The 11,562-nt window shown below is 67.0% G+C and carries 11 protein-coding genes; 8 read left to right on the top strand and 3 right to left on the bottom strand.

Annotated features, from left to right (window positions below):
* The first annotated feature begins 112 nt into the window (after positions 1 to 112).
* Positions 113 to 3,544 (top strand): class I SAM-dependent DNA methyltransferase, encoded by a 3,432-nt coding sequence (locus AC1D2L_RS09430; RefSeq protein WP_476845601.1) that lies wholly within the window; start codon positions 113 to 115, stop codon positions 3,542 to 3,544.
* Between the two features lie 39 nt (positions 3,545 to 3,583).
* On the opposite strand, the gene AC1D2L_RS09425 is transcribed toward AC1D2L_RS09430, so the two are convergent.
* The 3 genes from AC1D2L_RS09425 to AC1D2L_RS09415 form a co-directional block, all read right to left on the bottom strand.
* A complete protein-coding gene (locus AC1D2L_RS09425) occupies positions 3,584 to 3,802 on the bottom strand; it encodes a hypervirulence associated TUDOR domain-containing protein (RefSeq protein WP_476845600.1) in 219 nt (72 codons plus the stop codon).
* Positions 3,803 to 3,929: 127 nt separating this feature from the next.
* Positions 3,930 to 4,421, bottom strand: a complete 492-nt coding sequence (locus tag AC1D2L_RS09420; RefSeq protein WP_476845599.1) for a copper chaperone PCu(A)C — start codon at positions 4,419 to 4,421, stop codon at positions 3,930 to 3,932.
* A gap of 109 nt (positions 4,422 to 4,530) precedes the next feature.
* Positions 4,531 to 4,905, bottom strand: coding sequence for a hypothetical protein (locus tag AC1D2L_RS09415; RefSeq protein WP_476845598.1), 375 nt, complete (start codon positions 4,903 to 4,905; stop codon positions 4,531 to 4,533).
* Between the two features lie 439 nt (positions 4,906 to 5,344).
* Between AC1D2L_RS09415 and AC1D2L_RS09410 the strand changes: the two genes are divergently transcribed.
* From AC1D2L_RS09410 to AC1D2L_RS09380, 7 genes are all read left to right on the top strand, one after another.
* Entirely contained in the window at positions 5,345 to 5,608 is a 264-nt protein-coding gene (locus AC1D2L_RS09410; RefSeq protein WP_476845597.1) for a hypothetical protein, read from the top strand.
* Positions 5,609 to 5,617: 9 nt separating this feature from the next.
* The gene (locus AC1D2L_RS09405) at positions 5,618 to 5,806 is read left to right on the top strand and encodes a hypothetical protein (RefSeq protein ID WP_476845596.1); all 189 of its coding nucleotides are present in this window, start codon (positions 5,618 to 5,620) and stop codon (positions 5,804 to 5,806) included.
* 7 nt (positions 5,807 to 5,813) lie between these two features.
* Positions 5,814 to 6,920 carry a methionine ABC transporter ATP-binding protein gene (locus AC1D2L_RS09400; RefSeq protein ID WP_476845595.1) on the top strand — a complete coding sequence of 369 codons (1,107 nt, stop codon included), beginning with the start codon at positions 5,814 to 5,816 and terminating at the stop codon, positions 6,918 to 6,920.
* A complete protein-coding gene (locus tag AC1D2L_RS09395) occupies positions 6,910 to 7,575 on the top strand; it encodes a methionine ABC transporter permease (protein ID WP_476845594.1) in 666 nt (221 codons plus the stop codon). The genes AC1D2L_RS09400 and AC1D2L_RS09395 overlap by 11 nt, the downstream gene beginning before the upstream one ends.
* Before the next feature lie 175 nt (positions 7,576 to 7,750).
* Complete coding sequence (locus tag AC1D2L_RS09390; RefSeq protein ID WP_476845593.1) at positions 7,751 to 8,545, top strand: MetQ/NlpA family ABC transporter substrate-binding protein; 795 nt, start codon at positions 7,751 to 7,753, stop codon at positions 8,543 to 8,545.
* A gap of 238 nt (positions 8,546 to 8,783) precedes the next feature.
* Positions 8,784 to 9,734: a GDP-mannose 4,6-dehydratase gene (locus tag AC1D2L_RS09385; protein ID WP_476845592.1), complete on the top strand. Its 951-nt coding sequence runs from the start codon at positions 8,784 to 8,786 to the stop codon at positions 9,732 to 9,734.
* Positions 9,735 to 10,043: 309 nt separating this feature from the next.
* Positions 10,044 to 11,552: a serine hydrolase domain-containing protein gene (locus AC1D2L_RS09380; protein ID WP_476845591.1), complete on the top strand. Its 1,509-nt coding sequence runs from the start codon at positions 10,044 to 10,046 to the stop codon at positions 11,550 to 11,552.
* The last annotated feature ends 10 nt before the right edge of the window (positions 11,553 to 11,562 follow it).

Below are 11,562 nucleotides of genomic sequence, written 5' to 3'. Positions count from 1 at the left end.
GGCGCGAGGGGCCAGCGCCCCAAGCCAGCGCATAGCTGACAGGAGTTGACAGGACGATCCATGCAACCAATGATTGCATTTACGATGTATTGCAATCATTGGGGAGGCGGTCATGTCGGGGGGCGGGACCGGGGCGACCGCGGAAGAGGTCGCGATCTTCATCGAGCGCTGGCGCAATTCGGAAGGCTCCGAGCGCGCCGCCTATGCGCAGTTCCTGAAAGAGTTCTGCGACCTTATCGGGGTGGCCCCACCGGACCCGCCAACGAGCAATCCGGAGGCGGTGAGCTATCGCTTCGAGTATCCCGTGAAATTTCCCGATGCGGCAGGCGGCAGCACGACAGGGCGGATCGACCTCTACAAGAAGGGCGCCTTCGTCCTGGAGGCCAAGCAAAGCCGGCTGAAGGGGCAGTGCAAGGAACTCCTGCCTGCGCAGGGCCGCCGATCGACAAGCGAAGCCGACGCCATGCATGTGAGAGGGCGGCCCGGCGCCGACCACGGCCTCGACGTGCTGATGCTGAACGCACGCAACCAGGCCGAGCGCTACGCCAAGGCCCTGCCGACCAGTCATGGCTGGCCGCCTTTCATCATCCTCTGCGATGTCGGCCATTGCTTCGAGTTCTACGCCGACTTCACCGGCCAGGGAAAAAACTACGCACAATTCCCCAGCCGCCAACGCTTCCGGGTTTATCTCGAGGATCTGGAGGACCCGGCGGTCAGAGCGCGGATCGCCCGGATCTGGACGACGCCGCTCGATCTCGACCCCGCCCGGCAAGCGGCCGCAGCGACGCGCCAGATCGCCAAGCGCCTCGCCGCCGTGTCGCGAATGCTGGAGCAGCGGTATTTGCCCGAGGACGTCGCGCTGTTCCTGATGCGCTGCCTGTTCACGATGTTCGCAGAAGATGTGGGCCTCCTGCCAAAGGACAGCTTCAAGCAGTTGCTGCGCGATTGCCTGGACAAGCCTGCCGCTTTCAAGCCGCTGGTCGAGGACCTCTGGCGCGCCATGGACCATGGAGGGTTTTGCGCGGGCCTGCGGACAACGATCAAGCGCTTCAACGGGCGCCTCTTTGCGGAACCGCTCGTCTTCGCCCTCAGCCGCGAGGCGATAGCCGAATTGCTCATCGCGGCCGAACACGACTGGAGCAAGGTCGACCCTTCGATCTTTGGCGCATTGCTGGAGCATGCGCTGGAACCGACCGAGCGAGCACGGTTAGGCGCGCATTACACGCCTCGCAGCTATGTCCAGCGGCTTGTCATCGAGACCGTGATCGTGCCGCTGCGCGCCGATTGGCAGGCGGTCTTGGGCGCCGTGCAACAGGCGCGCGACGAGGGCAACAGGCGCAAGGCGCTCGGACTTGTCGATCGTTTCCACGAGCAGCTCTGCAACACCCGCGTGCTCGACCCCGCCTGCGGGACCGGCAACTTCCTTCATGTCGCTCAGGAGCTGATGAAGAGCCTCGAAGGCGAAGTGCTCGAAGTCGCGACAGAGCTCGGCGCGATGGAGCGGCTTGGAGGCTTTGCTATCCGTAGTGTTGGCCCGAGGCAGTTCTTCGGGCTGGACCTGAACCGGCGAGCCGTGGCGATCGCCGACTTGATGCTATGGATCAGCTATCTTCAGCTCCACATGAGGACCGAGTCCTACGCGCCGCGCGAGCCCATTCTCGAGCAGCTGAAGCAGATCGCGCATGGCGATGCCCTTTTGCATTGGGATGATTGGCCCGTTCCCGCTGTCGAGGGAGGGCGCGAAGTCGCCCCCCGCAATCCGACGAGCCCTGCCTGGCCAGAAGCGCATTTCATCGTCGGGAACCCGCCCTTCATCGGCGGCAAGGACATTCGCCGCCGCCTTGGAGGCTGCTATGTCGCCGCTCTGAGGATCGCCTATCCCGGCATGAACGAGGGTGCGGATCTCGTCATGTACTGGTGGGACCGTGCCGCGAAGGAGCTGGCGCGGCCAGGCACGATGCTGAGGCGCTTCGGCTTCGTCACGACCAACTCCATCACCCAGCTCTTCCAGCGCCGTGTCGTCGAGCGGCACCTTGCTGGCCAGAATCCGATCTCCCTGGTGATGGCAATTGCGGACCACCCCTGGACGAAGGCAGGGCGCGACACCGCAGCCGTCCGCATCGCGATGACGGTCGCCGTGGCGGGGCGCCACCAGGGCAAGCTTTGCGAGATCGTCTCCGAAGCCGATCTCAATACCGATCAGCCCCAGATCGAGTTCAGGGAGAGAAGGGGATGGATCAATGCGGGGCTGACGATCGGAGCGGATGTTTCAAGGGCTCAAGCCCTGCGGGCAAATGAAGGCCTGGCCTCGCGGGGTGTCCCCCTGCATGGGGCGGGCTTCATGATTACCCCCGCGGAAGCGAGCACCCTCGGCCTCGGTCGGCACGCGGGTCTGGAGCGCCATATCCGACATTACCGCAACGGCCGCGATCTGATGGCCCGGCCGCGGGGTCGGCTCGTGATCGATCTCGATGGGCTCGGAAGCCACGAGATCCGCGACTGCTTCCCCGAGGTCTACCAACATCTCCTGCGACGCGTGAAGCCTGAGAGGGACAGGAACAACGAGGCGTATCGGCGCGAAAACTGGTGGTTGTTCGGCCGCCGGAACACCGACATGCGGAGCTTCACAGCAAACCTCCAGCGCTACATCGCGACCGTCGAGACCGCAAAACATCGCGTCTTCCAGTTTCTCGACAGCAGCATCCTGCCCGATAACAAGCTTATAGCGGTCGGCCTCTCGGATGCTCATGCCCTCGGCGTGCTGTCGTCGCGAATTCACGAAAGCTGGTACCTGGCCAGCGCCGGAAAGCTTGGCATCTACGAGCGCGACGCCGTGTATGTGAAATCCCGCTGCTTCGATCCCTTCCCTTTCCCGGAATCCACGGAGCCGCAGAAGCAGGCAATCCGAGCGCCCTCCGAAGCGCTCGATGCGCTGCGCAAGCAGGTCCTGGACGCGCACCCTGACCTGACCCTGACCAAGCTCTACAATGTCCGGGAGGCCCTTCTCGCAGGGCACATCCTGACCTCGGTGGAAGAGGGCATCCGCGATCGCGGGCTCGTCCTGATCATGAACGAACACCATGACGCGCTCGATGCCGCCGTGGCGGCTGCATATGGTTGGCCCGCGGACCTCTCCGACGTCGACATCGTGACACGCCTCGTCGCGCTCAATGCCGAGCGGGCGCGGGACGAGGCGCGCGGCGAAGTGCGCTGGTTGCGGCCCGACTACCAGCGCCCCCGCTTCGCCCGCGACGGCAAGGGTGGAGAGCAGATCGAAGCAGCGGAACTCATCGCTGCCGCGCCGCTCGCTGCCGCGAAGGAGAGCTTTCCCGCCGCGCCGGTGGAGCGCGTCGCCGCCGTACTGGCGACGCTGGCAAATGGGTCTGCGCCGCTGAGCGAGGACGACATCGCGAAAAGCTTCAAGCAAGGCCTGCAGATCAGATTGCCGGTGCGCGGCATTCTGGTGTCGCTGTCGCGCGTCGGCGAGATCTCGACCGGCGATGGCGGACGCACCTTTGCAAGGCGGCTGACGGCGAGCGGCTAGGGTTGAGCTACCCGGCGACCGACGGCAAGGCACCTGCTTTCAGGCCCGCTCCAACTCGCTGTGGGATTTCAGCGCGTAGCCGCCCCTGGCCTGCGTCACCAGATAGGCCGGATTGTCGGGCGAGGCGTTGCGGCGGACCTCTGTGCCCTTGATCACGCGCGTCACAGGCTCGGTGAACACCTGCTCGACGCGGCCCTTTGCCGTGTGTGCGCCCCAGCGCCAGGTGACGTCGGTGCCTTCCGGCAATGGCGTCGTCATCATCTCGCTCCTTCCCGTTCACCTGCGCCAAACGCGGCAGGTTGATTCCGGTTCGGGCGGAACCTCGCGGCGCACGGAACGGGCTCCCCGAGCGCTGTGAGCGCCCGGGATGCCCTGCGGATGCGGGTCAGTGGCCCTTATGGGCGTCGGCATCGCTGCCGCCGCCCTTGAAGCCGATGCTCTCGACCTTGAACTCGACCTCGACGGTACCGGCCTTCTCGAAGGTCAGCGTGCCCTTGAGGCGCTCGTCCTGCTTCAGGGGCTGCTTGAGGTCCATGAACATGATGTGGAAGCCGCCCGGCTTGAACTCGACCTTGCCGCCAGCAGGGACATCGACCCCGGCCTCGAGCGGGCGCATCGTCATGACACCGTTGGTGGTGGCCATTTCATGGATCTCGCTGCGTCCGGCGAAAGGTGCCGAGACCGAGACCAGACGGTCGGGAGCCGTGCCGGTGTTCTCGATCGAGAGGTAGCCGCCGCCGACTTTTGCGCCGTCGGGCGTGGCGCGCGACCAGGGATGGCCGATCTTGAGCGGGCCGGCCTTGTATTCATGGGCGAAGGCGGCGGTGGCGGCGAGCAGCGCTGCCGCAGCGGCTAATGCGCGAAGGGAGATGGTCATGATGGATGGTTCCAAACCTGGCGGCCGTGGCTGGACGGCCTGACGGACGAAGCGATGTGCGGCTCGACGGCGCGCGCGACGCGAAGACGGTGACGTGGAAGGCTGGAGCTCAGACGGCAGGAGGCGCGCGCGATTGCGGCAAACGGCAGGCGGCGGCGAGCCGGATGCCGGGCTCGGCGGGCCGGTCCAGCGTGACCGCATGCGCCCGCGGCGCCAGGATGGTCTGCTGCACCGGAGGCAGCGCCGCCAAGGGGGAACTGGCGGGGCAGCCCTGGCAGTGACTGGGTTCGGCAGGGGTTGTGGGTTCGCCTGGGCCCGGCGCCGCAAGGCCCGAGCAGAGCACGGCGCCGTCGAATGCCGGGTGCGCCATCGCCGCCTGCGGCGCGAGCCCGGCGGCCAGCACGGCCAAGGCATAGGCCACCGCGAGCCAGGCTCCGAGCATGGAGCGGCGCATCGTCTCGAACGAGGAAGCGGGAGCCGGCATGGCGCGCAGATGGCTCCGCGCGGGCGCTGCCGTCAAGCCGCGCGAAGTCGCAGGGAGGCCCGGGGAAGAAAGATGTCGTCAAAGCGCCCTTCCGTGAAATGATCTTTTGCCCGGACGTGTCTCTTTAAAAGAACGATGCGATTGACAAACAGGACGATATCCGTCAGATTGAGGGTGTCATCGGGCTTAGGCCTGTGGCCGCGGGGATTTGAGCGAGCAGCTTGCGCCGCGTCACCAAACGCTAAAGCGCCACGACGTGGTCGTGGGCTCCGGTTTCGAGGAGAAGACCATGGACCTCAAGTCCACTTTGCCCAATCCGCCCGCCGCCTCCCGGCGAATGCGCTGCTGTCGACGCTGATCCCGCGCTGAAGGCCGACCTCCGGCCCGATCCCCATCAGTTTTCCAGCGAGCGCCGCAAAGCCGCGGCAAGGGCACGATCATGTCACAGCACCATTTCAACCCGGGCCGGCAGGCCGAGGGAACAAACCGCGACGGCCAGCAGGCCTATGTCATCGAAGTCGGCGAGGTCCAGGCCGGCCTGGTCAATCGGCGTGCCGACGAGCGATTCTTCACCTTCATCTCGGCGTCCTCGGCCTTCAGGGCGCTGGAGGGACACCGCTTCGCCACTCCCGACGCTGCCGAGATCGCAGCCCGCCAGCTCGCCTCCCCCCGTCGCCGGGGTGCGGCGCGGCTGGCTGCTTGAGGCCGGGCGATGCGCATCCTTGAAAACCTGCGGCAGCACGTTGGCGTGCTGCTCGCCCCGGCACTGAATCCGGCGTCGTCGGGACCCCGCAAGCGGCCGATTCTTGCCCGCGCCGAGGAGGCGCGCCGCAAATCCGTCCATGACGTGACGATGGAACAGCTGGGCATCACCCACTGGACCTTCCACACCCTGTTCTGAGGTGATTATGAATGCCCCCCTGAAGCCCGACGCGTTTCGCGCCGGCGCCGATATTCCACCCTTGCCCGCGCCGATCATCCACTTCGAGCAGGTCGGCAAGAGCTATCCCGGTCGCGGTGGCCAGAGCGTCGTGACGGCGCTGAGCGGCATCGACCTCGACGTGCCCAAGGGCGCGATCGTGGGCGTCATCGGCCGCTCCGGCGCCGGCAAATCGACGCTGATCCGCCTCGTCAACGGTCTGGAGCGGGCCACATCGGGCCGCATCCTGATTGAGGGCGAGGATGTCACGGGTCTCACCGAGGCCGGATGGCGCGATCGACGCCGCGCCACGGGCATGATCTTCCAGCATTTCAACCTGCTGTCGTCACGCACTGTGTTCGACAATGTCGCGCTGCCGCTGGAGATCGCGGGCGCCGCCAAGGCCGAGATCGAGGCCCAGGTGGCTCGCCTGCTCGATCTCGTCGGGCTCGCCGACAAGCGCGAGCGCTACCCTGCCGAACTGTCGGGCGGGCAGAAGCAGCGCGTCGGCATCGCCCGGGCGCTGGCGACGGAGCCAAAGGTGCTGCTCTGCGACGAGGCGACCTCGGCGCTCGACCCCGAGACGACGCAGTCGATCCTGGCGCTGCTGCGACAGGTCAACCGCGAGCTCGGCATCACGATCCTGCTGATCACCCACGAGATCCCGGTCATCAAGGAGATCTGCGACCGCGTCGCGGTGATCGAGAACGGGCGCATTGTCGAAGAGGGCGAGGTCTTCTCGGTCCTGACACGGCCGCAGCACCCGACCACGGCGCGCTTCGTCGAGGCGGTGACCGGGGTCGAGGTGCCGGCCTATCTCAGCCAGCGCATCCATGCCGACGCACGCCCCGGCGACGCCACGGTGCTGCGCATCACCTTCACCGGCGAGAACGCCACCGCGCCGGTGATCAGCCGGCTCTCCTCGACGATCGGCGTCGACGTCAACATCCTCGCGGGGCGCATCGACGCCATCGCGGACAAGCCCTTCGGCAGCCTGCTGGTCTCGGTACCGGCGACGGAACCCGGCCTCGCTGCCGTACTCGGCGCGCTGAAGAGCCTCGAACTCAAGGCGGAGGTCGTCGGTCATGTCTCCTGAAATCATTCGCCTGATCATCCAGGCCACCGGCGACACGCTGCTGATGGTCGCGGTTGCAGCGGGGCTCGGCACGCTGCTCGGCTTGCCGCTTGGCGTCTTCCTCGCGACGAGCAAGCGCGGCGAACTCTTTGCCGCCCCGGCGGTGAATGCGGTGCTTGGCGTCGTCGTCAACGCGACGCGCTCGACGCCCTTCATCATCCTGGTGGTAGCGATCATCCCCTTCACCCGGCTGATCGCTGGCACCTCGATCGGCACCAATGCGGCGATCGTGCCGCTGACGATCGCGGCGACGCCCTTCATCGCCCGCCTGATCGAGGGTGCCATCCGCGAGGTCGACCAGGGGCTGGTCGAGGCGGCCCGCTCGATGGGCGCAACGCCGGTGCAGATCGTGCGCAAGGTCCTGGTGCCCGAGGCCTGGCCGGCGATCACGCTGGGCCTGACGCTCGCCATCGTCAGCCTGATCGGCTTCTCGGCCATGGTCGGCGCCGTCGGCGGCGGAGGCCTCGGCGATCTCGGCATCCGCTACGGCTACCAGCGCTTCATGCCCGATGTGATGGCCGCCGTCGTCGCCGTGCTGATCGTGCTCGTCCAGGCCGTCCAGAGCATCGGCGACCGGCTGGCGCGCCGGCTGAACAAGCGCCTGCGCCACGCCTGACAAAGAATAGGACAATGTCGTCCAGGGCGACCGCAGGGAGACCCGGGACCCATTCCTGACCCTAACCTGCTCCCGATCGGGAATGGATCCCGGGTCGGCGCTGCGCTTCGCCCGGGATGACCCGGAATTTCAGATAGCCAATCGAACAACGCCCATTCCAAACGGAGACTGCCCCATGACCACCATCACCCGCCGCCTTGCCCTTGCCGCCGCCCTTGCGCTCGGCGTGAGCGTCCCCGCGCTCGCCCAGACCAATCAGGTCGTGCGCATCGGCGCCTCGCCCGGCCCCCACGCCGAAATCCTGGAGAAGCTGAAGCCGCTGCTCGCCAAGAAGGGCATCGAGCTCAAGATCCTCGAGTTTTCCGACTATGTCGTGCCCAACCAGGCCCTCGACGCCGGCGAACTGGAGGCCAACTCCTTCCAGAACCAGCCCTATCTCGACAACCAGGTGAAGGACCGCGGCTACAAGCTGGTCAGCGCCGGCCTGACCGTGAACTTCCCGCTCGGGATCTACTCGGCCAAGTACAAGAACTGGAGCGAGGTGCCCGATGGCGCCACCGTCGCGATCCAGAACGACCCGACCAATGGCGGCCGCTCGCTGCTGCTGCTGAAGGACAAGGGCATCATCGGCCTCAAGGACGGCGTCGGCTTCAAGCCCACGGTGGCCGACATCACCACCAACCCCAAGAAGCTGAAGATCATCGAGATCGAGGCCGCCCAGACGCCGCGCTCGCTGCAGGACGTAGCCGCCGCCGCGATCAACACCAACTATGCCGTCGACGCCAAGATCGAGCCGACCTCCGCGATCCTGCGCGAAGACCCCAAGGGCCCCTATGTGAACCTGATCGCGGTGCGCGCCGTCGACAAGGACAAGCCCTGGGTCAAGACGCTGGTCGAGACCTATCACACCCCCGAGATCAAGGCCTTCGTCGCCGAGCGCTTCAAGGGCTCGGTGCTCGCCGGCTGGTAAATCCCTCTCCCAACCTGGCATCATCGCTGTCAGGCACCTGCCCCGGATGCGCAAGCGTCCGGGGTTTTTTGCGGCCGCGATGGCTCATGCGCGCAACGCAGAGATACGAAGTTTCGCTTGTATAAGGCCTGACGGCAGTCTTTAACCGCCCTTGATTCAAGCCTTGGATGGCGTGCCCGTCGCGCGAGCGCAGTTGCCACGCCGCTATCGCGGAGCTGAGGTGCCGGAGCCGTTGGGTATGCGCATTCTGATCACCGGTGCCGGCGGCTTCGTGGCGCCGTATGTCGCCGAGTCCCTGCGCAAGGCCGCTGCGGGAGCGTGCGAGATCGTCCTCGGCGTACGCAATGCCCGGGAAGCCGCCACCCATGGCGCTGATATCATCGACCTCGAGGATGCGGCCGGTGTCGCCTCCGTCATAGCCAAGGTCGCCCCGACCCATATCGTCCATCTCGCCGCCGTGTCCTCGCTGTCGGGCGCGGGCGCCGACCCCGACCTCGCCTGGCGCGTCAATGTCGGCGGCACGCTCGCCATCGCGCGCGCGATCCAGGCTGCGGTGCCGCGTTGCGTGCTGCTTTTCGCGGGCTCCGGCCAGGTCTATGGCGAGACCGCCCAGCTTGACCGCGCCATGACCGAAAACGATGTGCTGGCCCCCACCAGCGATTACGCCGTGACCAAGGCAGCCGCCGATCTCGCCTTGGGCGCGCTGGCCGGCCAGGGCCTGCATTGCATCCGGCTGCGGCCGTTCAACCACACCGGCCCCGGCCAGACCGAGGAGTTCGTGCTGCCGAGTTTTGCAGCCCAGATCGCGCGGATCGAGGCTGGCAAGGCCGAGCCGGTGATCCGCGTCGGCAATCTCGACGCCGAGCGCGATTTCCTCGACGTGCGCGACGTCGCCGACGCCTATGCGCAGGCGGCTTTGCGCAGCGAGGCCCTGAAGCCCGGCACGGTGCTGAACATCGCATCAGGCGAGCCACGCCGCGTCGGCGAATTGCTCGAAGAGCTCTTGGCGATGAGCCAGGTCGCGATCACGGTGCAGCAGGATCCGGCGCGGATGCGGCCGAGCGATACGCCTCGCTTCTTCGGCGACGCCAGCCGCGCCCGCGAGTTGCTCGACTGGACGCCGCGCCTGACGATGCGGGACACGTTGCGCGATCTCCTTGACGAAGCGCGCAGGGCGGCGCGGGCTTAGCGCTCCCGAAATCGTCCTCACACTGTCATCCGGGACAAGCGGCGACGCCGCGCAGCGCCGGGATCCATCCTGAAGTTCGTCGCATACGGTGATGGATCCCGGGCCGAAGCTACGCTTCGCCCAGGATGACGTCGAGGTTTGCATCGAGGCAGCTTGCGTCGAGGGCTCCCCGATCCGCGCCGCGCACCGGCCCCACGTGTCGCCACGGCATGGCCAGGCGCTTGCCTGCGCGAGCGCGCCTCGGCCACAGTCGCGCCAGCGATCCCGCACTGCATTCGCGGGAGCCGCATCGATTCTCGAGGGGATGGCATGGTCGATTGGGTACGGGGCCGGGATGAGGCTCTTGGCATCGCGGCGGAGTGGTCCGGGGACGGCCCCGGTGGCGCTCTAGTCCTGTTCGATACGCAAGGCGTCCGCGCGCATGCCAGCGGCGGGCTGGCGTCGATCGAGCACGGGCTGCCTTTCACCCCCGACACCACGAACCGCTACGCCTCGATCAGCAAGCACATGCTGGCCGTGCTGCTGCTCAAGGCCGAAATCCCGCTCGATGCGACGCTGGGCAGCCTTCTGCCCGATCTGCCACCCGCTGTAGCAGCGGTGACGCTTGGGCGAGCGCTCGACATGACGGGCGCGCTGCCCGACATGATGGAGCTGTTCTGGCAGCGCGGCATTCCCTACACCGCGACGCTCAGCGCCGACGAGATCTTTGCAGCCCTGCGCCGCTTCCCGGCGCTGAACGCCGAGCCCGGCACGGAGATGTCGTATTCCAACACCGGCTGGCGCATTGCGCAGCGCGTGCTCGAGGCCCGGCTCGGCATCGGCTATGCGCAGGCGATCGACCAGATCATGGGCGAACTCGGCCTTCCGATCCGCTTTCCCTATGACGAGACCGAAATCGTGCCTAACCTGGCGACGGGCTACTGGCGCGACGGCGAGAGCTGGCGGCGCGGCCGCTATGGCATGCACATGTCCGGCTCGGGCGGAATCGCGGGCACGGCAGCCGGGCTGGCGGGCTGGGGCTCGGCGCTGCTTTCGGGCCGCGGCCCGCTCGCCGGCATGCTGGCGCGGCTGAGTGCACCCCGCTCCTTCAAAAATGGCGAGCCGAGCAGCTATCGCCTCGGCCTGACCTGCAGCAGCCTCGGCGATGTCGCGCTCGCGGGCCATGGCGGATCGCTGCCGGGCTATCGCAACCATCTGCTGATGGCGCCCGAGCGCGGCATCGGCGTCGTCATCCTCACCAACCGCGAGGAAGAGGCGCTCTGGTCGGCGCTGCGCGTGATGAGCGCCCTGACCGGGCAGGCGCTGCCCAAGCCCTCATCACTCGATGCCCACGGGCTCTACGCGACGCGCGAGGGACCGTTCTGGGCCGAGGTGACGCCGGGCGCGATCAATTTCATGGGCGGTTCCGAGCGCCTTCTCGACGGCGATGACGGGACCCTGCGCAGCCTGCCCTCGACGCTTGAGATCAAGCTGACGCAGACAGCTCCCGCGACACTCGAGGGCACGATCGGCGGCGTCCTGCGGAAGCTCGAAAAGGTTCCTGCTGGGACAAAGCTCGACGAAAAGCTCGTGGGAGCGTGGCGCGAGCGCGTCTTCGGGACGGATCTCGTGATCCGCGCCGACGGTACTGCCAGGATGCCCTGGGCGGGCGACACGGGTCTGGACTGCGCCCTGACGCCCCTGCCCGGCGGGCGTGCATTGGCCAGTCATCAGCACGGGCCCTGGCTCTACCGGCCTTGCCTGACGTTGCAGGATGACGGCAGCCTGCGTCTCTCGGGCCCCCGCGCCCGAATCTTGCATTTCGACCGCATCGCCTAAAAGGAACCCG

The sequence above is a fragment of the Allobosea sp. P1_B10 genome (assembly GCF_056406735.1).
This window is presented reverse-complemented; position numbering and strand designations above follow the sequence as displayed.